This window comes from Allobosea sp. LC85 (genome assembly GCF_000735605.1).
Classification (GTDB): Bacteria; Pseudomonadota; Alphaproteobacteria; order Rhizobiales; family Beijerinckiaceae; genus Allobosea.
The window spans coordinates 177,695-203,941 of sequence record NZ_JPKG01000028.1; the positions used below are offsets into that span (position 1 = coordinate 177,695).

The window sequence follows — 26,247 nt, forward strand, 5'->3', positions numbered from 1 at the left end:
AGCCACAACGATTGTGACTGCACCGAAGCCCTCAGGGCCGTTTCGGAATATCGAGCCCGCGCTGGACGGCGGGACGCGCAAGCCCGCGCTCCAGCCAGGCCGGCACGTGCTTCAGGCTGGCATAATCGACAAGTTCGCCCGCGCCATAGAATCCAACCAGGTTGCGGACCCAGCCGAGCAGGGAGATGTCGGCGATGGTGTACGCATCGCCCATGATCCAGTCGCGACCGGCGAGACGCGTCTCGAGCACGCCGAGCAAACGCTTGCTCTCGGCCGCGTAGCGGTCACGCGGACGCTTGTCCTCGTATTCGCGCCCGGCGAACTTATGGAAGAATCCGAGCTGACCGAACATCGGCCCGACTGCGGCCATCTGGAAGAACACCCACTGGATGGTCTCGTAGCGCTCCGCCAGATCGGACGGCAGGAACTTGCCCGCCTTCTCCGCGAGATAGATCAGGATCGCTCCTGACTCGAACAGGCCGATCGGCTTGCCGCCGGGGCCGTTAGGATCGATGATCGCGGGAACCTTGCCGTTCGGGTTGAGGGACAGGAATTCCGCAGTCCAGGTCTCGTTCTGCCCGATATTGATCGTATGCGGCTCATAGGGCAGTCCGGTCTCCTCCAGCATGATCGAGACCTTCACGCCATTCGGCGTCGGCAACGAGTAGAGCTGGATGCGGTCGGGATGCTGGGCTGGCCAGCGCTGGGTGATCGGGAAGGCGGAAAGATCGGACATCCAGGGCTCCAAAGGCTCGAATCAGGCACCTGGGAACGGATTCTCCCGCGGCGCTGGGCGATCTTACCCAGTTTCACCCCTCACCACTGCGACGATCTCGTGAGCTGTTACCAGGTCCGTCCCCGCATCCTGACCCGTTCGAGCGCAAAGCCGCGCTGTTCCATGGCCACCTGGTCCTGCGCCCAGACCGCCGAGGGCTCGAGCTCGAGCGCAATCGCGGGAAGATTGAGATCGCCGGCGAGAGTATTGGCGAAGCGCATCAGGGCATCGATCAGGACGGTCCCGGGCAGGCGCACCGAGGCCAGTTCGGAGACATTGAGCGTCGCCTCCCGCGAGAGCGGCTGGGCAACCTCATAGGCAAAGATCCCGTGGATGCAGCGACGCCGGTCATAAAGTGCAATCAGGCCGCGCTCCTGGCCTGTCTCCTTCTCGTAGCGGCGTAGGTAAGTCGCCCAGTCACTGATGCTGAGGCCCGGATTCGCCATCGCCATCAATGCATAGGCTGCCTGTGCCTGCTGCGATGTGACGCGTACCGCCTCGAAAATATCTTCCATTACGATTGCCGAACTGCTGAGCGGAGATATGTCAGCAGAGTTGAACACATGATCTTCTGCATTGATGCAGATCAAGGAGCGCCCTCGCCCTTCCGGCTAGGGTTTGAATGACTGGGAACAAGGTGTGATGCTCCCTTGTTCACGGAGGTACGAACGCGTGGACTGCCAGCAGGCCGCTTGCGGCAACGATTCAAGACGGGACAGCGGATGCCTTGCCTGCAAGGTCCGCCTCGCGAGCGTGTGCGCGTCGCTATCCGTCGAGGAACTCGAGGAACTCAACGCCCTCTCCCACCACACCGCGTTCGATGCCAAGGAAACGCTCTTCGTTCAGGACCATCCCGCCCATTCGGTCTACAACATCGTCGAAGGCATGGTGCGGCTCTACAAGCTGCTGCCGGATGGACGCCGGCAGATCATCGGCTTTGCCCTGCCAGGCGACTTCCTCGGATTGGCGATGCGCGATGCCTTCGGCTTCTCTGCCGACGCGGTCGACTCGGTGTCGGCCTGCGCCTTCTCGCGTTCGGCCTATGCCTCGCTGGTCAATGCCAAGCCGCATCTGCTGCGTCGCCTGCATGAATTCGCCACCCATGAACTCACGCTGGCCCAGGAGCAGATGATGCTGCTCGGCCGCCGCAGTGCAGAGGAGCGGGTGATCTGCTTCCTGCTGACCATGCGCGACCGCTGGGCCAAGCTCGGCAAGCCGTCAGTGACGGTGCCGCTGCCGATGAGCCGCCAGGACATCGCGGATTTCCTCGGCCTGACGATCGAAACGGTGAGTCGCACCTTGACCAAGCTCACCAAGGACAAGACGATCCTGATCGTGCCGGATGGCGTGCGCCTGCTCAACACCGACCATATGGAATTGGTCGCAGCTGCCTGATCGCGGCTCGCGCAGTCTGCAGGGCGCCGTTCAACCGGCGCCCTTTCTGATTCTGCAGTGCAGCAAAGGATCCTTCCTCAGGTCGCGTTGATCTGCATCAAGGCCCGTCCCATTCCGCTTCGCTAACGCTCTCGATTGGCAGCATTGATGCGCTGCAGCAAACGAGGGCTGGCCATGGCGGCGACAGGGTATCCGATCAGGCGCGCGACGACGGGAGAAATAGGAGGCCTCGTATTGGCGGCCGGCTGCGTGCTGCCGCTGATCATCATCGCCGCCCTGACACCCGATCCCGCCTATGCCTTCCAGATCAGCCTCGCAGCGGTCGCCTCGCTCGTCGCGGTGTTCCTGATCGGCAACCGCTGCTTCAGCCCGGCGCCGAGCCCCGCGCCGCAAGAGATCGACGGCAAGCCGAACTACAATATGGATCCGGTCAAGTTCGCGACCGTGGCCGCAATGGTCTGGGGCATCGCCGGGTTCACCGTCGGCCTGATCATCGCGCTTCAGCTCGCCTTCCCCGACCTGAATTTCGACCTGCCCTGGACGAATTTCGGACGGATGCGCCCGCTTCACACCTCGGCGGTGATCTTCGCCTTCGGCGGCAACGTGCTGATCGGCACGTCGTTCTACGTCGTGCAGCGCACCTCGCGGGCGCGACTGGCCGGCGACATCGCGCCGTGGTTCGTCGTCCTCGGCTACAACTTCTTCATCCTGCTCGCCGGCACTGGCTACCTGCTCGGCATCACTCAAGGCAAGGAATACGCCGAGCCCGAATGGTATGCCGATCTCTGGCTGACCCTCGTCTGGGTGGTTTACCTGCTGGTGTTCCTCGCGACCTTGGCCAAGCGCAAGGAGCCGCACATCTATGTGGCGAACTGGTTCTATCTCGGCTTCATCCTGACGATCGCCGTCCTGCATATCGGCAATAATCTGGCGCTGCCGGTCTCGATCCTCTCCCCGAAATCCTATGTCGTCTGGTCGGGCGTCCAGGATGCGATGTTCCAGTGGTGGTACGGCCATAACGCGGTCGGCTTCTTCCTCACTGCCGGCTTCCTTGCGATCGTGTACTACTTCGTGCCGAAGCGTGCCGATCGGCCGGTCTACAGCTACCGTCTCTCGATCATCCATTTCTGGGCGCTGATCTTCCTCTACATCTGGGCCGGCCCGCACCACCTGCACTACACCGCCCTGCCCGACTGGGCGCAGACGCTGGGCATGACCTTCTCGATCATGCTCTGGATGCCGTCCTGGGGCGGCATGATCAACGGGCTGATGACGCTGTCCGGCGCCTGGGACAAGCTGCGTACCGACCCCGTGCTGCGCATGATGGTGGTCTCGCTCGCCTTCTACGGCATGTCGACCTTCGAAGGTCCGCTGATGTCGATCAAGGCGGTGAACTCGCTCTCGCACTACACCGACTGGACAATCGGGCATGTCCATTCCGGCGCGCTTGGCTGGGTCGCCTATATTTCCTTTGGTGCGATCTATTGCCTCGTGCCGTGGCTCTGGAACCGACGCGAGCTGTATTCGCTGAAGCTCGTCAACTGGCACTTCTGGATCTCGACGCTCGGAATCGTCTTCTACATCTCGGCGATGTGGGTCTCCGGCATCATGCAGGGCTTGATGTGGCGCGCCTACACCTCGCTCGGCTTCCTCGAATACTCCTTCATCGAAACCGTGGCTGCGATGAAGCCCTACTACGTCATCAGAGCGCTGGGCGGCGGGCTCTTCCTGACCGGGGCGCTGATCATGGCTTTCAATCTCTGGATGACGGTCAGGCACGGCACGGTCGACGCCCCGAGCGATGACCATGCGCTGCAGCCGCAGCTCGTCCCCGCGCAGTGAGGAACGCTCAGATGTCGAGCATTGAAAAACCGGCTCCGCGCAAGTCGCTCTGGCTCAAGCACAAGATCTTCGAGACCAACTCGATCATCCTGGTCATCGGCGTGCTGCTGGTGATCTCGGTCGGCGGTCTCGTCGAGATCGCGCCGCTCTTCTACCTGCGCAACACGATCGAGAAGGTTGAAGGCATGCGGCCCTATACGCCGCTGGAACTCGCCGGCCGCGCCATTTATGTCCGCGAGGGCTGCTACAACTGCCACAGCCAGATGATCCGGCCGCTGCGCGACGAGATCGAGCGCTACGGGCCCTATTCGCTGGCTGCCGAGAGCATGTACGACAAGCCCTTCCAGTGGGGCTCGAAGCGGACCGGCCCGGACCTCGCCCGCGTCGGCGGCAAGTATTCCGACGAATGGCAGCTCGGCCATCTCAACCAGCCGCGCGCGCTGGTGCCGCAGTCGATCATGCCCGGCTACCCCTTCCTGGCGAAGACCGAGCTTCGTTTTGGTGACATCGCCGATCATCTGCGTGCCAATCGCGGTGGCGGCGTGCCCTATAGCGACGAGATGATCGCGCAGGCTGCGAGCGATCTCGAGGCCCAGGCCACTCCCGACCACCCGAAGGCCGCCGAACTCGAAGCGCGCTATCCCAAGGTTCAGATCCGCGATTTCGACGGCGATCCCAAGCGGATCACCGAAGCCGATGCGCTGATTGCCTACCTGCAGGTCCTCGGCACGCTCGTCGACTTCAAGCTCTACGACACCAAGGCCAACATCCGTTGAGCGAGGACACCATGGATTCGACCTACCATTGGCTCGCGGGCTTCGCCCAATCCGCTGGCCTTCTCTACTTCGTCGGCACCTTCCTGGCCATTTGCCTCTACGCACTCTGGCCGAGCAACCGCGCGCGCTTCGATGAGGCCGCCCGCACTCCCCTGCGGGAGGACTGAGCCATGAACAAGCATCACGACCCTGCCTCGGAATCCGATGTCGCCACCGGCCAGTCGACCACCGGTCACGAGTGGGACGGCATCCGCGAGCTCAACACGCCGCTGCCGCGCTGGTGGCTCGGCATCTTCTACGCCACGATCATCTGGTCGGTCGGCTACTGGGTCATCTATCCGGCCTGGCCGCTGCTGACCGACGCGACCAGGGGTGTCATCGGCTACGCTTCGCGACAGGAGATCGAGGACGATCTCGCGATCATGCGCAAGGATCGCGCCGCGCTGGCCAGCGGCCTCGCCGACGCTTCGCTCGAGCAGATCAAGGCCGACCCCGCCCTGTTTCGCGTCGCAATGGCACAGGGCAAGGCCGCTTTCGGCGACAATTGCGCCGCCTGCCATGGCGTCGGCGGCAGCGGCGCCAAGGGCTATCCCAACCTGAACGATGACGAGTGGCTCTGGGGCGGCTCGCTTGCCGCGATCCAGACCACGCTGCAGCACGGTATCCGCGTCGCCGGCAACAACGACACCCGCGTCAGCCAGATGCCGGCCTTCGGACGCGACGGCATGCTGAAGAAGGAGGAGGTCAGTGCGGTCGCCAACCATCTGCGCGAGCTGGCCGGCCTGTCGACGGCCCCCAAGGCTGATCTTGCACTCGGCCGCAAGGTCTTCGCCGACAATTGCGCCGCCTGCCACGGGCCTGCCGGAAAGGGCAACCAGGAGCTCGGCGCACCGGACCTGACCGACGCCATCTCGCTCTACGGCATGGATCTGGCGTCCCTGACCGAGACCATCACCAACAGCCGCAACGGCGTCATGCCCGCCTGGGGCCAGCGTCTCGACCCGACCACGATCAAGGCGCTGACCGTCTATGTCCACTCGCTCGGCGGAGGCCAATGACATGGCACTCGCGGAAAGCGAAGACGCTCCGCTCTTCGCGCCGTCGAAGAAGGTTTATCCGCAAAGCGTGTCGGGCTCGTTCCGACGCATCAAGTGGGTCATCCTCGTCCTCTGCCTCGGCATCTACTACCTCCTGCCCTTCCTGCGGTGGGACCGCGGCCCCAATCTGCCGAACCAGGCAGTGCTCGCCGACATCGCCAATAACCGTTTCTATTTCTTCTTCATCGAGATCTGGCCGCAGGAGGTCTACTACTTCACCGGCCTGCTGATCCTGGCCGCCTTCTTCCTGTTCCTGATGAATGCGGTCGCCGGCCGGGTCTGGTGCGGTTATCTCTGCCCGCAGACGGTCTGGACCGACCTCTTCCTCGCCGTCGAACGCGCCTTCGAGGGCGACCGGCGCGAACGGATGAAGCGCGACGAGGGTCCCTGGACAGCCGACAAACTCGCCCGGAAGACCGGCAAGCACCTGGTCTGGCTCGTGATCGCCTGGTGGACCGGCGGCGCCTGGGTGCTTTATTTCGCGGATGCCCCGACCCTGGTGCGGGAACTCGCAACCTTCACCGCGCCGCTCTCGGCCTATGCCTGGATCGGCATCCTGACCTTCACCACCTATGCGCTCGCCGGGATCATGCGCGAGCAGGTCTGCACCTTCATGTGCCCCTGGCCGCGCATCCAGGCGGCACTGACCGACGACGACGCCCTCAACGTCACCTATCGCTATGATCGCGGCGATCCGCGCGTCTCGGTCAAGCAGGCCACGCGCCTGCGTGCCGCCAACGAGCCGGCCGGTGATTGCATCGACTGCTTCCAGTGCGTTGCCGTCTGCCCGACGGGCATCGACATCCGCGACGGCTCGCAGATGGACTGCATCCAGTGCGGCCTGTGCATCGATGCCTGCGACACGGTCATGCTCAAGATCAGCCGCCCGACGGGGTTGATCGCCTACGACACCGACGACAACGTCAAGCGGCGGATCGCCGGCCAGAAGCCGGTCTATCGCCTGATCCGCGCCCGCACCCTGATCTACACCGCGCTGATCGGGCTTGTGGGCGGCGCCATGATCTACCAGCTCGCGACCCGCAGCACGGCAGGCATCTCGGTGCTGCACGAGCGTACGCCGCTCTTCGTGACGCTCAGCGACGGCTCGACCCGCAACGCCTACACCATCCGCCTGTTGAACAAGCGCCCGGACTCCCGCCCCTTCGCGCTCACCGTCGCCGGCCCGCCCGGCATCCGGGTCGAGACCGTCGGAACCCAGGCGACAGCCGATCTTCGTCCGATCATCACGGTCGAGCCCGATTCCTCGCGCGAGATCCGCGCGCTGGTCACGGTGCCGGCGGGCATTCCTCTCGATAAATCCCAGACGATCACCTTCACCGCCTCCGACCTGTTCGCCGGCGAGGTCGTGACCGCGCGGGATCATTTCATCGCACCCTAGAGAACGCATCGTGACCTGTTGCGGAGGCTTCATCATGCCGATCGATCTTCCAGCCCCGCCGGCGCCAGGCCGGCGCCGGCCCTTCGAGCTCAGCGGCCACGCCGTGCTCTTCGGCATGATCGGCTTCTTCATCGTGGTCGCGGGCGCCAATGGCGTGATGATGGTCTCGGCCATCCGGACGATGCCCGGCGCCGACGTAAAGAGTGCCTACGAAACCAGCCAGCGCTTCAACAGCGAGATCGCGCGCATGCAGGCGCAGGCCGCACGCGGCTGGCAGGCCCAGACCGAGGTCGCGCGTGCCGGCACCGATGCGATCGTTTCGCTCTCGCTGACGGACAAGACGGGCGCAGCCGTGACCGGGCTTGCAGTCGAGGCGAAGCTCCAGCACCCGGCGACACGGCAGCAGGACCGCGGCGTGACGCTGACCGAAACCGCCCCGGGACACTATGGCGCGCCGGTGCCGGAGCTGCATGCCGGCGCCTGGACCCTGGTGGTCGAGGCGAAGCGCGATCGGGACGCGATCTTCTCCTCCCGCAGCCGCATCATGCTGAAGGAGTGAAGCGCATGGCCGCACAGCAGGATCTCTCCGTCTTCGTCCGCCATCATCAGAGCGGGGTCGCAGGCATGGAGCTCGCGGTGGAGAACATCCGCTGCGCCGGCTGCATGCATGCGATCGAGAACGGCCTTGCCCATGAGGCCGGTATCCTCAGCGCCCGCGTCAATCTCGCGCTGAAGCGCGTCACGGTGGAATGGACGGAAGGCGCGTTGCGCCCCGAGGCCGTGATCGAACGCCTTTCCCGGCTCGGCTTCAAAGCCTACCCATTCCTGCCCACCTCCGGGCGTGACGACGACACAAGCGAGGAAAGGCGGCTGTTGCGCTATCTCGGCGTCGCCGGCTTCGCCTCGATGAACATCATGCTGCTCTCGGTTTCGGTCTGGTCGGGCAATAGCAGCGACATCAATCCGGTCACACGCGACTTCTTTCACTGGCTCTCGGCGCTGATTGCCCTGCCGACCGCAGCCTATGCCGGCCGCCCCTTCTTCGAGAGTGCGCTCCGGGCTCTGCGCGCCGGCGCAGTCAACATGGACGTGCCGATCACCCTCGGCATCGTGCTCGCGCTGGGCATGTCGGTGGTGGTAACCTGGAACCACGCCGAGCATGCCTATTTCGACGGCGCGGTGATGCTGATCTTCTTCCTGCTGATCGGGCGCTATCTCGACCAGCTGATGCGCCGTCGCACGCGCGACCTCGCCGGCAATCTCGCCGCATTGAAGGCGGAAACCGCGACCCGGCTGCTGCCGAATGGCGAGGCGATGGTGACGCCGATCGCGGCCATCGTCCCCGGAGACCGCGTCCTGATCCAGCCGGGCGAGCGCGTTAGTGTCGATGGCATCATCGAGACCGGCTCCTCCGAAATCGACCAGAGCCTCGTCACCGGTGAAACCCTGCCGCATCCCGTCATGGCCGGGACGCAGGTTTATGCCGGCACCGTGAACCTCTCCGGAGCCTTGACCGTCAAGGTCGCGGCTGCCGCCAGCGGCACCCTGCTCGACGAGATCGACGCCCTGATGGCGCGCGCGGTCGAAAGCCGCTCCCGCTATGTCAAGCTCTCCGACCGGGCGGCGAGGCTCTACGCCCCGCTTGTCCACGCCACAGCGCTCGCAACCCTCCTGGGCTGGATGGCCTTCGGCCTGTCCTGGCCGGAAGCCCTGATCATCGCCATCACCGTTCTGATCATCACCTGCCCCTGCGCCTTGGGGCTCGCGATTCCGGCCGTGCAGGTCGTTGCCGCCTCGGCCCTGTTCAAGCGCAAGGTCATGCTGAAACAGGGCGATGCGCTGGAGCGTCTCGCCGAAGCCGATGTCGCTGTCTTCGACAAGACCGGCACCCTCACCCTGCCAGACCCCGATCTGGTCAATGGCGCTGAGATCGCTGCCGCAACCTTGCAGGCGGCGGGCAGGCTGGCAGCCGCAAGCCGCCACCCCCTCTCCCGCGCCATCGCCCGTGCCGCCGGCAATCCTGCTCCCGCGAGCGACGTCAGTGAAAATCATGGCGCAGGCCTGAGCGCGATCGTCGATGGGATCGAGACCCGCCTCGGCAGCGTCGCCTATTGCGAGGCCGGGGCCGAAGCCGCCATCGTCGCCGCCCGCCATCCGACCGCCTCCCTGATCGCCTGGCGCCATGGCATTCAATGCGCCGTCTTCGCGGTCGACCAGCAAATCCGGCCGGAGGCGCGCGACTGCATTGCCGCGCTGCGCCGACTTGGCCTCGAAATCCGCATCCTCTCCGGCGACCGGAGCGAGGCTGTCGCGCCGGTTGCATCGGCGCTCGGCATCACGGAGGCTGAAGCCGGCCTGCGTCCCGACGAGAAACTCAAGGCCCTTGATCGGCTCAGCGCCAGGGGGCGCAAGGTGCTGATGATCGGAGACGGGCTCAATGACGCCCCAGCCCTTGCCAAGGCCCATGTCTCGATCTCGCCGATCAGTGCGACCGACCTGGCCCAGGCCTCGGCGGACATCGTCTTCATCGGCGACAGCCTGATGCCAGTCGCAGACAGCCTGCGCATCGCCCGCAGGGCGCGCAACCTCATGCTGGAGAACCTCTGGTTTGCCGTGCTGTACAACGCTGTCGCGGTGCCGATTGCCGTCGCGGGTTTCGCGACGCCGCTGGTCGCGGCCGTCGCGATGTCGGGCTCATCGCTGGTGGTCACCCTGAACGCACTGCGCGCCGGACGCGGCCTGCCCGGACAGGATACGGGAGTGGTTTCATGAATATCCTGGTGATCCTGTTCCCGCTGGCGCTCGGTCTTGGGCTGCTGGGGTTGGCCGCCTTCTTCTGGTGCATGCGCACCGGCCAGTTCAGCGATCTCGAGGGACCGAGTTGGCGCATCCTGAGGGATGACGACCTGCGTTCGCCTGGGGACACCCGCGTCAACGATCGTTGACGCGGCGGCCATTCCGGCCTTACCTCGCCAGCGACGGTTCCCTTAGGGGATCAAAAGGGAACGCGGTGCGGATGGTTCGCCATTCTATGCCGGGGCTGCCCCCGCAACTGTAAGCGGCGAGCCTTTCGCCACACGCCACTGGGACCCTCGGACCTGGGAAGGCGGCGTCAAGGCACCGACCCGCGAGCCAGGAGACCTGCCGTCAGCCGTGGTCACACGCGAACACGTTCGGACGGGGTGTTTCGATCGCTTGTTGAACTGCACGCTGGCTAAGGGCAGCGGGCGGGGCCTCGCGTTCGCGGTGACGTGCCACTGACGTCAACGCCGAGGTCCCATCGTGATCCGCCCTCCCAAGCTTGCCCGGCGCAGCCGGCAGCTCGTCGCCCTGCTGCTCCTTGTCTCCGCCGGCTCCCTACCCGCCAGCCAGGCCTCCGCCCAGTCCGCCACCGAATCGATTGCCCTCGACGAAATCGTCGTTAGCGCCACAACGCGGCCAACGCCCGCGCGCGAGATCGCCAATTCCGTAACCGTCATCACCGCCGGTGACATCCAGCGCGAGCAGCGCCGGACCCTGCCGCAGGCGTTGGCCGCCGTCCCCGGCCTCACTATCGTGCAGGCCGGCGGGCCGGGCGGGCTGACCTCGGTCTTCATCCGCGGCACCAACTCCAACCACGTCAAGGTGTTGATCGACGGCATCGAGGCCAACGACCCGTCGACCCCGAACCGCTCCTTCGATTTCGGCTCAATACTGACCGACGACATCGAGCGCATCGAGGTGCTGCGCGGTCCGCAAAGCGGCCTCTACGGCGCCAACGCGCTCGGCGGCGTCATCTCGATCACGACCAAGCGCGGCGAGGGTCCGCCGAAGCTGACGGCCCGCGCCGAGGCGGGCTCATACGGCACCTTCAACCAGTCGGTCGGTCTGAGCGGCGGCGATGACCGCTTCAACTACGCCCTCAGCATCGCTCATTTCAAATCGGATTCGACGCCGGTGACACCTCCCGGGCTCGTGCCACCGGGGCGCCGCATCAATCCGAATTCCTACGACAACTGGACCTACTCGGCCCGGTTCGGCGTCGCGCTGTCCGATACGCTGTCGCTGAACTGGGTCGGTCGCTACAATGACGGCTACCTGCTCTTCACCGGCGATTCCGGCTTTCCGAGCACGCCCAGCGGCTTCCGCAGCAGCCAGGACTACAAGCAGGCCTTCACCCGCGGAGAGGTCGTCTGGGATCCGCTTGGTGGGCGCTTCGTCAATCGCTTCGGCCTGTCCTACAGCAATCAGGATCGCTCCGGCCGCACGCCGAATGCCATTGGTATCCTCGGCCTGCCGACAGAGAACCTCGGCGAGCGCACCAAGGTCGACTGGCGTGGCGACCTTGAGCTGATGACGGGCCAGACCCTGGTGATGGGCCTGCAATACGAGCGCGAGCGGCTGGAAACACGCGCACTCACCGCGTCCAACGGCAATACTGGTGCCTTCGCCGAACTGCAGTCGAACTTCAGCGACCGGCTCTTCATGGTCTCGAACATCCGCTACGACGGTGACGAGAGTTTCGGCGGCCACACGACCTACCGCATCGCGCCGGCCTATATCGTGCCGGGGACCGAAACCAAGCTGAAGGCGAGCTACGGCACAGGGTTCAAGGCCCCGACCCTGAGCGAGCGCTTCAGCGATTCTCGCCCGGCCTTCAACTTCTTCGGCAATCCCAACCTGAAGCCGGAGGAAAGCCGCGGCTGGGATCTCGGCTTCGAGCAGCCTCTGTTCGCTGACAAGGTCGGGTTCGGCGCCACCTATTTCCACAACGACATCGAGAACCTCATCGTCACCAACGTGGCGCGGAACTCCTATGCCAATATCGGCAAGGCCACGACCAAGGGCGTCGAAGCCTTTGCCGCGCTCGAAATCTCGCCGCAGTTCAAAGTGCGGACCGACTACACCTTCACCATTGCCAAGGACGACATCGCCCGACAGGAACTGCTGCGCCGTCCCCGCCACAAGGCCAGCGTGACGGCGAGCTGGACCCCGGTTGACAAGCTCACCCTTTCGGCGACGCTGATCTATGTGGGTGAGCGCGTCGACGGAAACCGTGACTTCTCGATCTCGCGCATGCGGGCGCCGGGCGCGGCCATCGTCAATCTCGCCGCCGAGTACAAGGCGACGGACACGCTCAATGTCTTCGGCCGCATCGATAACCTGCTGGACAAGCGCTACGAGAACCCGGTCGGCTTCCTGGTGCCCGGCCTGAGCGCCTATGGCGGCTTGAGGGTCGCGCTGTGAAGCGCCGGGCAGCCCGCATGATGTCCGGCGGCGCCGTGCTGGCGCTTGGCCTCTCCCTCGGTTTCGGTGGCCTGATGGCCGCCGAAGCTCCGGCAAGGCCTTCCCGCATCGTCTCGCTCAACATGTGCACTGACGAACTGGTGCTGCGGCTCGCCGAGCGCGAGCGCATCGCCTCTGTCACCTGGATTTCCCAGGATCCGCGCAACGCCAATATGGCCGAGATTGCCAGGACCATCCCGGCCAATCACGGGCTGGTCGAGGAGGTGCTGAGCTACAAGCCCGACCTGATCATCGCCGGCGCCTACACGACGCGCAGCACGGTCGCGCTGCTGAAGAAAGCGGGTGTTCCCGTCCGCGAATTCGGCGTGCCGCGCAATCTCGCCGAAATGCGTGCCCAGATCACCGAGATGGCGGCCTTGCTGGGCGAGGCGGAACGCGGCACGGCCCTGATCGCAGCGATCGACCGGCGCCTCGAACCGCTCGCCGCCAACCGGAGCGCGGGCCATTCCAGGGCGCTGGTGCTGCGGCCGAACGGATTCACGGTCGGGCGCGGCTCCCTGGTGGACGAGATCCTGACCCACGCCGGTCTGACCAATCTCGCCGCCGAACTCGGCATCGACAGCTACGGCCAGATCGCGCTGGAAACGGTTGCGCTCAGCCGGGCCGACATGCTGATCCTCAACACCACGCCGGATGGGCCGCCCTCGCTCGCCCATGAGATCCTCGCTCATCCGCTCCTGGCGAAGCTCGGCGAGCGGCTCCGGCTCGTCGCCCTCCCCTCGAAGCTCTGGACCTGCGCCGGCCCGGCCGTGCTCGATGCAATCGAGCTGCTGGCCGCCTTCCGCACGCAAGGATCGCGCTCATGACAATCGCGGTTCGGGCCAGGGCACGGGGCGTGGCGCCGAAGCTGGCGCGGCTCATTGTCATGCTGGCCCTGCTGATGCTGGCCATGATGCTCGTTTCCATCGCGGTGGGCTATGCGCCACTCGACATCAAGACCGCGCTCGCCGACGCCTTCGCCGGGCAAAAGACCCTGCCGGCGCTCGTCCTTGTCGAACTCCGCCTGCCGCGCGCGCTGCTTGGCGCGCTTGTCGGTTTCAGCCTCGGGCTTGCGGGCGCCGCCATGCAGGGCCTGCTGCGCAATCCCCTTGCCGAACCCGGAATCCTCGGAATTTCGAGCGCCGCCGCCTTCGGCGCAGTCGTCGTCTTCTACAGTGGTTTGTCGGCGACGATGGCGCTTGCCCTCCCGCTGGGCGGCATGGCCGGTGCGGCACTGGCAACGCTTCTGCTCTACGCCTTCCTGGGGCGCGGCGCCGGAACGATGACGCTGATCCTCGCAGGCGTCGCGATCAACAGCTTCGCCGGAGCGATGACCGCGCTTGCGCTCAACCTCGCGCCAAATCCCTACGCCGCGCTGGAAATCGTGTTCTGGCTGATGGGCTCGCTCGCCGACCGAAGCCTGCTCCATGTCTGGCTGGTGCTGCCGCCGATGCTCCTCGGCTGGCTGCTGCTGCTTTCGACCGCGCCTGCCCTCGACGCACTCACCCTGGGCGAGGATACGGCCAAGAGTCTCGGCTTCGACCTGACCTGGCTGCGCGCCAGGCTGATCGGTGGTGCTGCATTCGCCGTGGGAAGCGCGGTCGCGGTCACCGGCGCGATCGGCTTCGTCGGCCTCGTCGTGCCGCATCTGCTGCGTCCGCTGGTCGGCAACCGACCCGGCCGGTTGCTGCTCGTCAGCGGCTTCGGCGGGGCGATCCTGACGCTCGCCGCCGATACCGCGCTGCGACTCGCCCCGATCCGGCCCGAATTGAAGCTCGGCGTGGTCACGGCGCTGATCGGCGCACCGTTCCTGTTCCACCTGATCCATCGCCTGCGGCGGGAGGTCTGATGAAGATCGAAGCCAAAGGATTATCGCTCAGGCTCGGTGGAAAGCCGATCCTGCGTGACATCGATATCGCGCTCTCGGCAGGCGAAATGGTCGGGCTGATCGGCCCCAACGGCGCCGGCAAGACGACCTTGCTGCGCGTGCTCGCCGACCTCATCACGCCGGATTCCGGCCAGGTGCGCTATGACGGCCTGTCCGCTCAGAGCTTCGGGCGCAAGGAATTGGCGCGGCGCATCGCCTTCCTTGCGCAAGGCGGCGCAGTGCACTGGTCGATGCGTGCGGAGGCCCTGGTCGGGCTTGGGCGGCTGCCGCATCGCCAGCCCTTTGCCGGCGAGAACGAGGCGGATCGCGCCGCAATCACGCGCGCCTTGGCAGCGACTGATGCCACCGCGTTTGCCGACAGGACAGTCGAGACCCTCTCGGGCGGCGAGCGCATGCGCGTGCTGCTGGCACGCGCGCTCGCCGTCGAGGCGTCGATCCTGCTCGCCGACGAACCTCTCGCGGCGCTCGACCCGCTGCACCAGCTCGAGGTCATGGAACTCCTGCACCGGACAGCTGCCGGCGGCACCGGCGTGGCGGTCATCCTGCATGACCTGACGCTGGCCGCGCGGTTCTGCGATCGCCTGATCCTGCTCGATCGCGGCAGGCTCATCGCCGATGGTTCACCTGGAAGCGTCCTCAGCGACGCCAATCTGGCTGCCGTCTTCGGCATTATCGCAGCCCGTGGTTCGGAAGCCGGCGCACCCTACCTGCTGCCCTGGCGGCGCCTCACATCGGAACAGCCGCGACATGATCGTCCCTGACGACATTCGTGCGCTCCTGCGCGCCCATCTCGCCGATCCCGCCTCGCGATGGAATCTCGGCACCTTTGGCGCCATTGCCGAGTTCATGCACCCTTCGAACGAAACCGTTCAGCTCGCTGATAAGACTCACCTCCTTGCGGCCACGACTGCGCCCGGCGGCATTGGTTTCGGCGGTCTGACCGGCGTGACGCCCTTTGCATCCGAATCCGCCACAGGCCAGGGCCGGAACCACCGCATCGCGCTCTGCCTGCCCGAGACTGCCCGCGCGATGAACCGGCGCACGGTCCTGACCGAGCTCGGCCCTGACCGCGACGCCCTGCGCGAGCAGGACCGCGAGGGCCTCCTCTTCGACGTCAGTCTCGAAACCTCAGCCGAGCGCCGTTAGCCCACAAGGTCCCCGAACTCATGCGGCACGAGGCGATCCCCAGCGGCTTCTCCGCTCCAGATCGCCTGCAGGCTGCGCAGGATCTCGTCGCCATAGCGGGGATATTCGATGCGGATCGAAGCGAGCCAGGGCGCGATCCAGCGATTGAGCGAGCTCCCGTCGATGCTGACCAGATAGCAATCCTCCGGGATTCTGATGCCGCGCTCGCGCGCCCGGCGATAGACGCCATAGGCGATCTGGTCGCTGACGCAGAGAACCGCCCGGGGCGGGTCCGACATGGCGAAGAGCGCGTCGGCCGCATCATAGCCGACCTCGAGATGCGACGCCCCATTGCCCATCGCCTCGATCACGCGATCTGGTCCGCTTCCGCGCTCGACAAGGCGTGCCTGAAAGCCCGCGACGCGATCGCGCGTAGCGGACGACCCCTTCCGGGGATGGACGACAGCAAGCCGTACGTTCCCAGAGGCAAGGAAGCGATCCGCCACTTGCGCGCCCGCCAGTTTGTCGTCGATCCCAACGAAAGCACCACCGCCATAGGGATTGCGACGTGTCGCGAAGACCATCGGCACCCCCTGCGCTGCGAAGCGCTCCAGCTCGGGGCTCGCAACGCAGCCGACCAGAACATAGCCCTTCACCACCTGCGCGCGCATGGCATGAAGATATTCGTCCTGCAGATCGGCGCGATCATGCGTGTCGCACAGGATCATGACATAGCCGGCCGAGCGCAAGGCAGTCTCGGTCGCCGCCGCAATCGTTGCCATGATCGGATTGTCGAGATTGGCCGCGAGCATTGCGACCACCCGGCTTTCCCGCCGCCTCAGGGTGCGGCCGACATGGTTCGGCCGGTAGCCGACGGCGCTGATCGCTTCGCGAACGCGCGCCACCGTGTCGGCCGAGGCACGCCCGGTCTCGCCGTTCACGATTCGCGAAACCGTGGATACCGAGACCCCGGCCTGCTCCGCCACGGTGGCCAGCGAGACCTCGCCCAGCGCTGATCGTTCGGCCTTGTCCATGGCTCCTTGTTCCATCGCCTGCCTGCCGATGTCGAGCACGCAAGTCAGATTGACAAGTTAGGCAAACGTTTGCCAAGCTAAAAAACAAGAGCTTGCCCGAGCAGGCCTAGAGGAAACGTCTCATTCGCACCCGACCGTCAGCGGACGGCTGGCCAACGCGGATTCGTCTGCCTCAAGCCCGCTTCAGGCGCCGTGCAGAGCGACAAGGGAGGAAGAAGATGAAGCGTTTCGGAGTGCCATTGCTGTTCGCCCTCATGGCCGGCAGCGCGATCTGCAGCCCGGTCCATGCACAGACGACGCTCCGCATGGCGTGGTATTCCGATGGAAACGAGGGCGAGGTGCTCGCCGATCTGCTCAAGCGATTCGAGGAGCAGAACAAGGACATCAAGGTCATCCTCGACCAGGTCCCCTACAAGGCGATCAACGAGAACCTGCCGGTTCAGCTCGCCTCAGGCCAGGGCCCCGACATGGCGCGCGTCGTCGATCTCGGCGGCATCTCGCGCTACACGCTCGATCTCACGCCCTATCTCAAGGACACCGGCTACTGGAACCAGAATTTCGGGCCGTTCCTGCAATGGATGCGCCCGGCCGACGATAGCAAGTCGATTCCCGGCTTCATGACGCAGCTCACCGTCACCGGCCCCTTCGTCAACAAGACCCTGTTCGAGCAGGCCGGCGTCGCGATGCCGGGCGTGCGGGCGACCTGGGAGGATTGGGCCAAGGCCACCAAGGACGTTGCCGCCAAGGTCCAGGCCCCCTTCCCGATCGCGCTCGATCGCTCGGGCCATCGCTTCTATGCCGTCGCCCTCGCCGAGGGTGCCAAGATCTTCGGCGCTGACGGTCAACCCGTGGTCGTGGACGAAGGCTTCAAGCGCGCAGCGCAGATGATCTACGGCTGGCACAAGTCCGGCGTGATGTCGAAGGAGCTATGGGGCTCGGTCTCCGGCACCGCCTATCGCGGCGCGAACGAGGAATTCAAGAACGCGCAGGTCGTGATGTATCTGTCGGGCTCGTGGCAGACGAGCCAGTTCGACAAGACGGTCGGCAACGCCTTCGACTGGGTCGCGGTGCCCAATCCCTGCGGCCCGGGCGGCTGCACCAGCATGCCGGGCGGCGCCGGACTGGTTGCAATCAAGTCGACGAAATACCCCAAGGAAGTAGCCCGCGTGATGGATTATCTCGCGAGCGAACCCGTGTTGTCGGAGTTTTATTCGCGGACCCTGTTCGTTCCCGGGCATCTGGGCCTTGCAAAGAAGGGCGTCGATTACCCCAGCGCCAGCCCGCAGGCGAAGGCCGCGCTCAAGGTGTTCTCGACGCAGGCGAGCGAAGTCGCCCCGCTGGCCTTTGCGCTTCAGGGATACGTCAACAGCCGCATCATCTTCAACGCGGTGATCAGCCGGCTCGGCCAGGCCATCTCGGGCGAGACCACCCTGGACGAGGCCTATAAGCGGATCACCGCCGACGTCGACCAGCAAATGGCCGAGCGCGCCAAGAAGTAACGGCGCGGAAGACAGGGCGACGGCGGTGACCGAACTCCCCTCTGTGGCGGTGCAGGAAGGCGGCGGCTTGCGTCGGCAGGCGCTGGCCGCGACGGGCCAAGTCATCGGCCGTTCCGTCGGCCGTCTCGTCGGCTTCGCGATGGGGCTCGTCGACCGGCCGATGAAGGCGATCCAGCGCGCCATCGGCGCGAAGCGGATGCCCTATGTCTTCCTGCTGCCCAATTTCGTCTTCTTCGGCCTGTTCGTCTTCCTGCCGATCGCGATCAATGTGGTCTTCTCCGTCACCGGGGGGACCGCGCTGTTCCCGTCGCAGCGCCCCTTCGCCGGCCTCGACCAATACGCCTACCTCTTCGACTGCGGTTCGTTCCTCGATCCGAACAGCTGCCGCGAGGATCATTTCTGGCGCGGCGTCGCCAACACGGCGAAGTTCGTCGTCTTCCAAGTCACCGCGATGGTGCTCCTGTCGCTACTGACCGCCGTGATCCTCAACATGAAGATCCGAGGCCGCGGTTTCTTCCGTGCCGTCTATTTCTTCCCCGTCCTGCTCTCCCCCGTCGTCGTCGCACTGATCTGGAAATGGATCCTGCAGCGCGACGGCCTGCTCAATGCGGCGATCACCACTTTCGGCGGCCAGAAGATCCTGTTCTTCGTCGATCCCGGCTGGGCGATGTTCTGGGCGGTCTTCGTCTCGATCTGGGCCCATATGGGCCTCTACACCCTGATCCTGCTCGCGGGCCTGCAGGCGATCCCGTCCGACCTCTACGAGGCCGCGCAAATGGATGCCACCCCGCGCTGGCGCGTCTTCCGGCGGATCACGCTGCCGCTGCTCTGGCCCAACATGATCGTCGTCATCGTGCTCTCGCTGATCAAGGGGGTACAGACCTTCGACGAGGTCTTCGTGCTGACGGGAGGCGGCCCCGGCACCGCAACGCTGATGGTCGTGCAGTACATCTACGAAACGGCATTCTCCAACCAGGTGCAGAATTTCGGACTTGCCGCCGCGGCCTCCGTCGTCCTCGGCATCGTGCTCTTCGTTCTGACCCTGCTCCAGCTCGCCGTGACCCGGCAGAAGGAACGCTGAGATGGCAGCTTCGCGCCTCGCTCGCTTCGCAGGCCGGCGTCGTGGCGGCTCCGGCGCGCCGCTGCACTGGACCGACATCGCTGCCTACGCCTATCTCGCACTCGGCTGCATCCTGATGTTCGGCCCGGTGTTGTGGCTCGTCCTGTCCTCGTTCAAGACGCAAGGCGCGCTGCTCGAGTTCCCGCCCTCCCTCCTGCCGCTCGCGCAGGTCGAGGTGACCGTGCCGGGACAGCCGCAGCCCCTGCCGCTCTTTCGCGTCACCCTGCCTGACGGCTCGGTCCGCGAGCTGGCGCAGCTGCGCCGCGTCGGCCTCGTTGCCCAGATGGTCGATCCGAAGGACCCCTCGCAGCAGTTCCGCGTGGCGCTCGACAAGCGCGAGCCAGTTCGGAAGATGGCCTTCGCCACGGAAAACTACACCGAGCCGCTGGAGCGCTTCGCCTTCCTGCGCTTCCTCGGCAATTCCGTCTTCGTGACGGTGGTGGCGACGCTGATCACGCTGCTGATCAACTCGATGGCGGCCTATGCGCTCTCCGTCTACGAGTTCAGGGGCAAGAACGCGGCGCTGCTCGCCGTGATCGGCACCTTGATGATCCCGATCACCATCATTCTCGTCCCGGTCTACCTGGTCGTCACCGAACTCGGCCTCGTCAATTCGCTCTGGGCCGTCATCCTGCCGGGCGCGGCGACGCCAACCGGGGTGTTCCTGCTACGCCAGTACATGCTGACCCTGCCGAGGGATCTCATCGAGGCGGCGCGGATGGACAAGGCCTCGGAGTGGCAGATCTACTGGCGCATCGTCATGCCGCTGACCCTGCCGGCGCTCGCGGTCCTCGCCATCTTCTCGATCATGTGGCGCTGGAACGAGTTCCTCTGGCCGCTCGCCGTTCTCACAAAAACCGAAGTCTACACGCTTCAGATCGGCCTCAATGCCTTCCAGGGCGAGCTGCAGACGCAGTGGCACTACCTGCTCGCGATGACGGTGGTGACGTTGCTGCCCGTCGCGCTCGTCTTCGTCTTCCTCCAGCGCTGCATCACGACGGGCATCGGCTCAACGGGGATGAAATGACCGACCGAGATCCGCACCATGGCTGAACTGAAACTGGTCGGCGCCCGTAAGTCCTTCGGACCCGTCGATGTACTGCACGGCATCGACCTCGAGGTGAAGAACGGCGAGTTCGTCGTCTTCGTCGGGCCCTCCGGCTGTGGGAAGTCGACACTCCTGCGCGTCATCGCCGGGCTTGAGACCGTGAGCGACGGCGACATCTTCATCGATGGCACGCGGGTGACCGATGTTCCCGCTTCCGATCGCGGCCTTGCGATGGTGTTCCAGTCCTATGCGCTCTACCCCCATATGAGCGTGCGCAAGAACATGGCGTTCGCGCTCGAGAACATGGGCCTGAAGCCGGCCGAGATCGAAGCGCGCGTCTCGCGCGCCGGCACGATGCTGCGCCTCACCGACTATCTCGAGCGCAAGCCCAAGGCCCTCTCCGGCGGCCAACGCCAGCGGGTCGCCATCGGCCGGGCCATCGTGCGCGACCCAAAGATCTTCCTGTTCGACGAGCCCCTGTCCAATCTCGATGCGGAGCTGCGCGTCGCGACCCGCAAGGAACTCGCCGCGCTCCATGCCGAACTCGGCGGCACGATGATCTATGTCACCCACGACCAGGTCGAGGCGATGACCCTGGCCGACAGGATCGTGGTGCTGCGGGCCGGCCGCATCGAGCAGATCGGCTCGCCGCTCACACTCTATAACAGCCCCAGCAATGTCTTCGTCGCCGGCTTCATCGGCTCGCCGCGCATGAACCTCCTGCCCGCGAAGGTGCGTTCGGATGATGGCGTCCTGCGCCTCATGCTCGGAGAAAGCGAACTCGCCCTCGACCGCCCGGTATCCGGCCTGAAAGCCGGAGCCGCACTCACGCTCGGCGCCCGGCCGGAGCACATCGCAATCGTCTCCGATGGCGGCGATCTCAACCTGAGCATCGATCTCGTGGAGCAGCTTGGCGGCGAGACCTTCGTCTATGCATCGACGCCGGGCCTTCCGCAGATCACCCTGCGCCAGGACGGTCAGACCCGCCTCAAGCGCGGCGACACGGTCGCGATCCGCTTCGCGCCGGGCCAGTTGCACCTTTTCGACGAGGCCGGAACGGCGCTCGCGTCACCCTCTGCCTGATCTTCCAGGAGTCACATCATGAAAGCCCTGACCGAAGGTCGCCTGCGCGGCCGCGACGGGAACGCTGTCCTCTTCGATGTCGGCCAAGGCGCGACGATCCGGGTCCAGATTCTCGACCGTGATATCGGCCGGGTCACGCTGAGGCGCGCCGAGGGCTATCGCCTGGACCGCGGCTGGTCGATCGCACCCGATGGCGCCGAGCCGCCCTATGAAGGCCGCCCGCGCGATGACGTATCCGGATTTGCGAACCCGGTTGCCACGCTGACCGAAGGCGCGGGCATGGTCACGGTTTCGGCCGCCGGCCTTGCGGCGGAGGTCACGCTTGTGCCCTTCGGCATCGCCTGGCGGCGCGAGGGCGAAACTGCGCCCTTCCTGCGGGATCGCCGTACGCAGGCCTATTTCCTGTCGCGCCAGACCGGCGCCCTCCTGCACGCCATGGAACGTGCAGCCGACGACCGTCATTACGGTCTTGGCGACAAGGCGGGACCGCTCGATCGAACCGGGCGCCGCTTCGCCATCGACGCGGTCGATCCCTGCGGCTTCGACGCAGAGCTCTCGGACCCGCTCTACAAGATGCTGCCCTTCTTCATCGTCGACGGGGCGCAGGGCGCGCATGGCGTGTTCTACGACAATCTCGCCACCGGTGCGGTCGATCTCGGCTGCACGCTGGACAACTATCACGGCCTGTTCCGGTCCTATCGGGCCGATGACGGCGATCTCGACTGCTACATCCTTGCCGGCCCGACCGTTCCCGACGTCGTCCGCCGCTTTTCCTGGCTGACCGGCGGCCAGGCCTTCCCGCCGCGCTGGTCGCTCGGCTTCGCCATGACCTCGATGGCGATCGCCGATGCGCCCGATGCCGACGCCCGCATCACCGGCTTCGTCGAGGATTGCCGCAGGCACGGCATCCGCTGCGACAGCTTCCATTTCGGCTCGGGCTATACCTCGATCGGCCCGCGGCGCTACGTCTTCAATTGGAACAGGGAGAAATTTCCTGATCCGGCAGCGACCATGCAGCGCCTCAAGGACGCCGGCATGCAGCCGGTCACCAACATCAAGCCCTGCCTTCTCGACGACCATCCGCGCCTGGCGGAGGCCGTCGACGGCAGCCTCGTCGTCAGGGACGGCGCCACGGGTCATCCAGCCGTGGCGCAGTTCTGGGACGGGCTCGGGTTCCATGTCGACTTCACCAACCCCGCGGCGCGGGACTGGTGGCAGGACGGCCTCAGGACCGCGCTGCTCGACTATGGCGTCACCTCGGTCTGGAACGACAACAACGAGTTCGAGATCTGGGACGAGGATGCGATCTGCGCCGGAGACGGCCGCCCCTTCGCGCAAAGCCTTGGCCGCCCGGCGCAACCGATTCTGATGACGAAGCTTTCCTTCGAGACGCAGGCCTCCCACGCCCCCGGGAGGCGCCCCTATGTCATCACTCGGGGCGGCGGGGCCGGCATTGCCCGTTACGGTCAGACCTGGTCCGGCGACAATGAAACGGCCTGGAAGACGCTGCGCTTCAACCTGACGCAGGGGCTCAATATGAGCCTGTCGGGGCTCTACAATATCGGTCACGATGTCGGCGGCTTTCACGGACCAAGCCCTGGTCCGGAGCTGTTCTGCCGCTTCGTCGAATTCTGCGCGCTCTGGCCGCGCATGGTGATGAATTCCTGGAAGGAAGACGGCACGGTCAACCAGCCCTGGATGCATCTCGAGGTCCTGCCACAGGTGCGCGCCGCGATCGAGCTGCGCCATCGTCTCCTGCCCTATCTCTACACGCAGATGTGGCGCGCGACGCGCGATGACGTCCCGGTCGTCCGGCCGCTGTTCTTCGATTTTCCCGCCGACAGGGCCGCGCGCGCTGTCCAGGATGCCTTCATGCTCGGCCCCGATCTCCTGGTCGCTCCGGTGCTGGAAGAGGGCGAGACGCAGCGCGAACTCTACCTGCCCGGACATCCCGGTGGCTGGTATGACTGGCACGACGGCAAGCATTTCGAAGGAGGCCGGACGGTTCGCCTCGACGCGCCACTCGGACGCCTTCCGCTCTTTGCGCGCGCAGGCGCGCTCGTTCCGACGGAAACCAGCGAAGGCTTGGTCCTCGCCGCCTTCGGAGCCTCATCCGGCCACGGCTCGGGCACGCTCTATCTTGACGATGGCGACACAGCGCAGTGGCGCGAAGCCGGTCGCTGCGTCGCGTTCGAGTTGAACCAGACGGCAGATGGCGCCACCCTGTCGGCCATCACCGCGGATGGGGCGCCGAGCTCCCCCCTTGTGCTCAAGGTCCGCCTTGTTGGACTGGCCCAACTGGCGCTTCCTGCACGATCTTCCCAGTTCGATTTCTCGATGCAGGATTAGATCGCCGTTCGCCCTACAGGACGCAATGCGGCGATCTATCTCTTTGCATTGCATCGGATTTTTCCGAAAAGCGGATTCCACCTTTCGGTCCGATGCTCAGCATCGATGCGCTTCGGGCTGGGGCGGAAAGTGTCCCCGCCTTGAGGTCAGCCTCGCGTGCCCGAGAGGATGATGCGCGATCCTTCGCGATCGACGCGTTCGAGGCGCTGGCGGAACCCGCCGGTGCCGGTCTCGAACGAACGGGTCCGCTGCTCCGTCACCGGCTGCGCCAGATTCCGGCCCAGCATCGTCTGTGCCGGTGAAAGGCCGAGCAGACCAAGCACGGTCGGGCCGATATCGATGATGCCGCAAGCGCGGACATCCTTCGCCCCGCTCTCGAAACCGCCACCGCGGACGGCCAGGACGGTGTTGAGTTCGTGCCGGTTGAGCCCGCCATGCATGCCACCGCCGACCGGCACATCGGCCTTGGTCAGGAGCCCGAGCCCGGGATTGCCATAGCTGTCCGGCTCGTCGCCGGAACGCAGGACATAGACGAGATCGGGCTGCCGAGCGTGATCGAGATCGACCAGCGAGAGCGCAAAACTCCCCTCGACCTCGCCCTCGACCTCGTTGCGGGCCTTCGAGAAGAGCATGCCCAGGAAGTCCTGTTCGCGGAGCCAGGCCGCAATCGCGTCGCGCCGCGTCGCTCCTCCCTCGAGGATCCGGATCTCCCCCATATTGCCGCCGGTCATCGAAAAGCTGGCGCCGGCCAGCGTGCGCTCGGCTGCACGGCGACCGGCATGGCCCTGCCCGTTCAACAACTCGGAGAGGGCGAGCTCGCCCTTGCTCGAGATCTGACCATGATCCGAGGCCGCGATGACGGCAAAGCGCTCGGCATCGGGCTGCGCCTCGATCCATTCAAGCAGCCTGCCGAAGGCGGCATCGACATGTTTCAGTACCGCAAGCGTCTCGGGCGAGCCGAGAAAGCGGTAATGGAAGGAGGTGTCGGGCTCATTGAACCAGATCAGCGCGACGTCGGGTTTCATCTCGGCCAGCACATGCTCGCGCAGCACCCGTTCGGCGTAATCGATCTCCTCGAAGCGGGGCAGGCTGCGCGGCGGCAACGCCCCGAAGCGCGCGACGACCTCGTCCACCGCCTCCGGCGTCTGGCTGTGCTCGCGCCCGAGGATCGAGAAGGTCCAGTGACCGTTGGCCCTCGCGCGCGGATTGATCAGGTAGGCCGAGCCGGCCGAACCGGTATGGACCACGGCGAGCCGCTTGCCGGCCTTCGCCAGCACATCGCCGAAGCTCTCGGCCTCGACCAGACCTCCTCCGGTCACAGCCTCCGCCAGCGCGATATCGTCGGCGCGGCTCATGTCGAGCGCGTGCTCGCGCGTCACCTCGGGAAACAGGAAGGCGTTGCCGACAACCCCATGCACCTTTGGCGGCGCACCGGTTGCGATCGACGTGGTGGCCACACGCGTCATTGACGGGAAGACGCTGCGCGCCTCGCGAAACCAGGTGCCCTGCCCTGCAAATCGCGCCAGGTTCGGCATCAGCTCGGGCGTGATGAAGTCCGGGCGTAGGCCATCGAAGACGCAGATGACGATGCGGGCGGCTGCGGCCTTGGCGGGATCGCTCATGCGCTCCTCCTCAAGCCGCTGGTCAGCGCCTGCATCGCAAGCGCCCGGGTTGCGGCCACGCACTCCTCGGCTGCGTACCAGAAGCGCGGATTGAGCTCGATGTTGAAGAGGACGCCGTCCGGAAAGACACAGGCCTCCATGAGTTCCTGCCAGGGAATATCGCCCCAGCCGACCGGCAAATGCAGGTCGCCATGCCCGAAGGCGAGCTTCTCGCTCAGGCTGTAGGTCTCGATCGCGTCAGCCCGGCCGAAGGAGTCGTGCACATGCAGATGCCTGGCGAGGGGCGCAAGCGCCCTGATCTCGGAGAGATAGTCGCCGCCGAAATAGCTCGTGCGCAAATAGGAATGGCTGAAGTCGAGCGTCGCCCAGACATGCGAATGGCCGATCTCGGCGAGCTCCGCGGCGAGCCTCGACGGCATCGAAGCGTGCATTCTGCCATGATGTCCGCCGAACATCGTCTCGACGCAAAGAAGGAGCTCGAACTGGCGCGCCACGTCTCCAGCCCTCGACAGCCACTCGCGCTGGCGATCATAGGCAGCCTCGACCACCTCGCCGGGCTGGGCCGGCATGACGCCGGAATGCATGACGTAATGAACGGCGCCGACCTCGGCCGCGACCTCCAGCGAGGCTCTGAGCACCTCGAAATGGCGCGGCAGGCGGGCGGGATCATCGAAGAAATTGATCGCCAGCGGACCATGCGCGGAATAAGCGAGCTTGCGCCCGGCACAGGCCCGCTTGAGCAGATCGAGATGCGGACGGCGGATGCGCCCGCCAATGATCAGGTCCATGTCGAAGATCGGCAATTCCGTGGACTCGACGCCGAGCGTCTCGACCTTGTCGAGGATCGCGGCGAAATCGGAGAGGTCGCTCTTCGCGCGTGGAGCCGTGATGCCGAAACCGCGGACGCCATTGGGGTGCATGTTGTCTCTC

At 65.6% G+C, this 26,247-nt stretch carries 24 protein-coding genes and 1 riboswitch; of the genes, 19 read left to right on the forward strand and 5 right to left on the reverse strand.

The window, feature by feature from the left end; translation table 11 throughout:
* Positions 1 to 31 precede the first annotated feature (31 nt).
* A complete protein-coding gene (locus tag FG93_RS14440) occupies positions 32 to 736 on the reverse strand; it encodes a glutathione S-transferase N-terminal domain-containing protein (protein WP_043235426.1) in 705 nt (234 codons plus the stop codon).
* Positions 737 to 843: 107 nt separating this feature from the next.
* Positions 844 to 1,290 carry a hypothetical protein gene (locus FG93_RS14445; RefSeq protein ID WP_043235428.1) on the reverse strand — a complete coding sequence of 149 codons (447 nt, stop codon included), beginning with the start codon at positions 1,288 to 1,290 and terminating at the stop codon, positions 844 to 846.
* A gap of 127 nt (positions 1,291 to 1,417) precedes the next feature.
* Between FG93_RS14445 and FG93_RS14450 the strand changes: the two genes are divergently transcribed.
* The 14 genes from FG93_RS14450 (at position 1,418) to FG93_RS14510 (ending at position 15,583) form a co-directional block, all read left to right on the forward strand.
* Complete coding sequence (locus tag FG93_RS14450; protein WP_052513763.1) at positions 1,418 to 2,170, forward strand: helix-turn-helix domain-containing protein; 753 nt, start codon at positions 1,418 to 1,420, stop codon at positions 2,168 to 2,170.
* 174 nt (positions 2,171 to 2,344) lie between these two features.
* The gene (gene ccoN / locus FG93_RS14455) at positions 2,345 to 4,012 is read left to right on the forward strand and encodes a cytochrome-c oxidase, cbb3-type subunit I (protein WP_081881547.1); all 1,668 of its coding nucleotides are present in this window, start codon (positions 2,345 to 2,347) and stop codon (positions 4,010 to 4,012) included.
* Between the two features lie 11 nt (positions 4,013 to 4,023).
* Positions 4,024 to 4,788, forward strand: a complete 765-nt coding sequence (gene ccoO / locus FG93_RS14460; RefSeq protein WP_043235434.1) for a cytochrome-c oxidase, cbb3-type subunit II — start codon at positions 4,024 to 4,026, stop codon at positions 4,786 to 4,788.
* Between the two features lie 11 nt (positions 4,789 to 4,799).
* Complete coding sequence (locus FG93_RS14465; RefSeq protein ID WP_043235436.1) at positions 4,800 to 4,955, forward strand: cbb3-type cytochrome c oxidase subunit 3; 156 nt, start codon at positions 4,800 to 4,802, stop codon at positions 4,953 to 4,955.
* Positions 4,956 to 4,958: 3 nt separating this feature from the next.
* Complete coding sequence (gene ccoP / locus FG93_RS14470; RefSeq protein WP_043235439.1) at positions 4,959 to 5,846, forward strand: cytochrome-c oxidase, cbb3-type subunit III; 888 nt, start codon at positions 4,959 to 4,961, stop codon at positions 5,844 to 5,846.
* Position 5,847: 1 nt separating this feature from the next.
* Entirely contained in the window at positions 5,848 to 7,284 is a 1,437-nt protein-coding gene (gene ccoG / locus FG93_RS14475; RefSeq protein ID WP_043235615.1) for a cytochrome c oxidase accessory protein CcoG, read from the forward strand.
* A 34-nt stretch (positions 7,285 to 7,318) separates the two neighbouring features.
* Entirely contained in the window at positions 7,319 to 7,843 is a 525-nt protein-coding gene (locus FG93_RS14480; protein ID WP_052513765.1) for a FixH family protein, read from the forward strand.
* A gap of 5 nt (positions 7,844 to 7,848) precedes the next feature.
* Positions 7,849 to 10,056 (forward strand): heavy metal translocating P-type ATPase, encoded by a 2,208-nt coding sequence (locus FG93_RS14485; protein WP_043235619.1) that lies wholly within the window; start codon positions 7,849 to 7,851, stop codon positions 10,054 to 10,056.
* Complete coding sequence (ccoS, locus tag FG93_RS31845; protein WP_081881548.1) at positions 10,053 to 10,229, forward strand: cbb3-type cytochrome oxidase assembly protein CcoS; 177 nt, start codon at positions 10,053 to 10,055, stop codon at positions 10,227 to 10,229. Before FG93_RS14485 ends, ccoS begins: the two co-directional genes overlap by 4 nt.
* 17 nt (positions 10,230 to 10,246) lie before the next feature.
* Positions 10,247 to 10,448: riboswitch (cobalamin riboswitch) on the forward strand.
* A gap of 118 nt (positions 10,449 to 10,566) precedes the next feature.
* Entirely contained in the window at positions 10,567 to 12,510 is a 1,944-nt protein-coding gene (locus tag FG93_RS14490; protein WP_244448618.1) for a TonB-dependent siderophore receptor, read from the forward strand.
* On the forward strand, positions 12,507 to 13,376 hold the full coding sequence (locus tag FG93_RS14495) for an ABC transporter substrate-binding protein (protein WP_152579439.1): 870 nt from the start codon (positions 12,507 to 12,509) through the stop codon (positions 13,374 to 13,376). Before FG93_RS14490 ends, FG93_RS14495 begins: the two co-directional genes overlap by 4 nt.
* Entirely contained in the window at positions 13,373 to 14,398 is a 1,026-nt protein-coding gene (locus tag FG93_RS14500) for an iron ABC transporter permease (protein ID WP_043235442.1), read from the forward strand. Before FG93_RS14495 ends, FG93_RS14500 begins: the two co-directional genes overlap by 4 nt.
* Positions 14,398 to 15,198, forward strand: coding sequence for an ABC transporter ATP-binding protein (locus FG93_RS14505; protein ID WP_043235445.1), 801 nt, complete (start codon positions 14,398 to 14,400; stop codon positions 15,196 to 15,198). Before FG93_RS14500 ends, FG93_RS14505 begins: the two co-directional genes overlap by 1 nt.
* The gene (locus FG93_RS14510) at positions 15,185 to 15,583 is read left to right on the forward strand and encodes a hypothetical protein (RefSeq protein WP_052513767.1); all 399 of its coding nucleotides are present in this window, start codon (positions 15,185 to 15,187) and stop codon (positions 15,581 to 15,583) included. Before FG93_RS14505 ends, FG93_RS14510 begins: the two co-directional genes overlap by 14 nt.
* Here FG93_RS14510 and FG93_RS14515 read toward each other — a convergent pair.
* Positions 15,580 to 16,596 (reverse strand): LacI family DNA-binding transcriptional regulator, encoded by a 1,017-nt coding sequence (locus tag FG93_RS14515; protein WP_043235623.1) that lies wholly within the window; start codon positions 16,594 to 16,596, stop codon positions 15,580 to 15,582. The genes FG93_RS14510 and FG93_RS14515 overlap by 4 nt on opposite strands.
* Positions 16,597 to 16,814: 218 nt before the next feature.
* Between FG93_RS14515 and FG93_RS14520 the strand changes: the two genes are divergently transcribed.
* The 5 genes from FG93_RS14520 to FG93_RS14540 all read left to right on the forward strand — a co-directional run bounded on the left by FG93_RS14520 (position 16,815) and on the right by FG93_RS14540 (position 23,695).
* Entirely contained in the window at positions 16,815 to 18,095 is a 1,281-nt protein-coding gene (locus FG93_RS14520) for an ABC transporter substrate-binding protein (protein ID WP_043235447.1), read from the forward strand.
* 139 nt (positions 18,096 to 18,234) lie between these two features.
* Positions 18,235 to 19,176 carry a carbohydrate ABC transporter permease gene (locus FG93_RS14525; protein ID WP_081881560.1) on the forward strand — a complete coding sequence of 314 codons (942 nt, stop codon included), beginning with the start codon at positions 18,235 to 18,237 and terminating at the stop codon, positions 19,174 to 19,176.
* 1 nt (position 19,177) lies between these two features.
* Positions 19,178 to 20,242, forward strand: coding sequence for a carbohydrate ABC transporter permease (locus tag FG93_RS14530; RefSeq protein WP_043235448.1), 1,065 nt, complete (start codon positions 19,178 to 19,180; stop codon positions 20,240 to 20,242).
* 18 nt (positions 20,243 to 20,260) lie between these two features.
* A complete protein-coding gene (locus FG93_RS14535) occupies positions 20,261 to 21,346 on the forward strand; it encodes an ABC transporter ATP-binding protein (RefSeq protein ID WP_043235450.1) in 1,086 nt (361 codons plus the stop codon).
* Between the two features lie 18 nt (positions 21,347 to 21,364).
* The gene (locus FG93_RS14540) at positions 21,365 to 23,695 is read left to right on the forward strand and encodes a TIM-barrel domain-containing protein (RefSeq protein ID WP_052513768.1); all 2,331 of its coding nucleotides are present in this window, start codon (positions 21,365 to 21,367) and stop codon (positions 23,693 to 23,695) included.
* Between the two features lie 146 nt (positions 23,696 to 23,841).
* Here FG93_RS14540 and FG93_RS14545 read toward each other — a convergent pair whose 3' ends face one another.
* On the reverse strand, positions 23,842 to 25,317 hold the full coding sequence (locus tag FG93_RS14545; RefSeq protein ID WP_052513769.1) for an alkaline phosphatase family protein: 1,476 nt from the start codon (positions 25,315 to 25,317) through the stop codon (positions 23,842 to 23,844).
* Complete coding sequence (locus tag FG93_RS14550; protein WP_052513770.1) at positions 25,314 to 26,237, reverse strand: sugar phosphate isomerase/epimerase; 924 nt, start codon at positions 26,235 to 26,237, stop codon at positions 25,314 to 25,316. The genes FG93_RS14545 and FG93_RS14550 overlap by 4 nt, the downstream gene beginning before the upstream one ends.
* Positions 26,238 to 26,247 lie beyond the last annotated feature (10 nt).

Coding starts and splice junctions, on each gene's coding strand:
- FG93_RS14525 (WP_081881560.1), top strand. CDS start 18,235: ATGGGGCTCGTCGACCGGCCGATGAAGGCGATCCAGCGCGCCATCGGC.
- FG93_RS14535 (WP_043235450.1), top strand. CDS start 20,261: ATGGCTGAACTGAAACTGGTCGGCGCCCGTAAGTCCTTCGGACCCGTC.
- FG93_RS14515 (WP_043235623.1), bottom strand. CDS start 16,596: ATGGACAAGGCCGAACGATCAGCGCTGGGCGAGGTCTCGCTGGCCACC.
- ccoS (WP_081881548.1), top strand. CDS start 10,053: ATGAATATCCTGGTGATCCTGTTCCCGCTGGCGCTCGGTCTTGGGCTG.
- FG93_RS14480 (WP_052513765.1), top strand. CDS start 7,319: ATGCCGATCGATCTTCCAGCCCCGCCGGCGCCAGGCCGGCGCCGGCCC.
- FG93_RS14440 (WP_043235426.1), bottom strand. CDS start 736: ATGTCCGATCTTTCCGCCTTCCCGATCACCCAGCGCTGGCCAGCCCAG.
- ccoG (WP_043235615.1), top strand. CDS start 5,848: ATGGCACTCGCGGAAAGCGAAGACGCTCCGCTCTTCGCGCCGTCGAAG.
- FG93_RS14465 (WP_043235436.1), top strand. CDS start 4,800: ATGGATTCGACCTACCATTGGCTCGCGGGCTTCGCCCAATCCGCTGGC.
- ccoO (WP_043235434.1), top strand. CDS start 4,024: ATGTCGAGCATTGAAAAACCGGCTCCGCGCAAGTCGCTCTGGCTCAAG.
- FG93_RS14540 (WP_052513768.1), top strand. CDS start 21,365: ATGAAAGCCCTGACCGAAGGTCGCCTGCGCGGCCGCGACGGGAACGCT.
- ccoN (WP_081881547.1), top strand. CDS start 2,345: ATGGCGGCGACAGGGTATCCGATCAGGCGCGCGACGACGGGAGAAATA.
- FG93_RS14550 (WP_052513770.1), bottom strand. CDS start 26,237: ATGCACCCCAATGGCGTCCGCGGTTTCGGCATCACGGCTCCACGCGCG.
- FG93_RS14450 (WP_052513763.1), top strand. CDS start 1,418: ATGCTCCCTTGTTCACGGAGGTACGAACGCGTGGACTGCCAGCAGGCC.
- FG93_RS14505 (WP_043235445.1), top strand. CDS start 14,398: ATGAAGATCGAAGCCAAAGGATTATCGCTCAGGCTCGGTGGAAAGCCG.
- FG93_RS14520 (WP_043235447.1), top strand. CDS start 16,815: ATGAAGCGTTTCGGAGTGCCATTGCTGTTCGCCCTCATGGCCGGCAGC.
- FG93_RS14485 (WP_043235619.1), top strand. CDS start 7,849: ATGGCCGCACAGCAGGATCTCTCCGTCTTCGTCCGCCATCATCAGAGC.
- FG93_RS14530 (WP_043235448.1), top strand. CDS start 19,178: ATGGCAGCTTCGCGCCTCGCTCGCTTCGCAGGCCGGCGTCGTGGCGGC.
- ccoP (WP_043235439.1), top strand. CDS start 4,959: ATGAACAAGCATCACGACCCTGCCTCGGAATCCGATGTCGCCACCGGC.
- FG93_RS14545 (WP_052513769.1), bottom strand. CDS start 25,317: ATGAGCGATCCCGCCAAGGCCGCAGCCGCCCGCATCGTCATCTGCGTC.
- FG93_RS14510 (WP_052513767.1), top strand. CDS start 15,185: ATGATCGTCCCTGACGACATTCGTGCGCTCCTGCGCGCCCATCTCGCC.
- FG93_RS14500 (WP_043235442.1), top strand. CDS start 13,373: ATGACAATCGCGGTTCGGGCCAGGGCACGGGGCGTGGCGCCGAAGCTG.
- FG93_RS14445 (WP_043235428.1), bottom strand. CDS start 1,290: ATGGAAGATATTTTCGAGGCGGTACGCGTCACATCGCAGCAGGCACAG.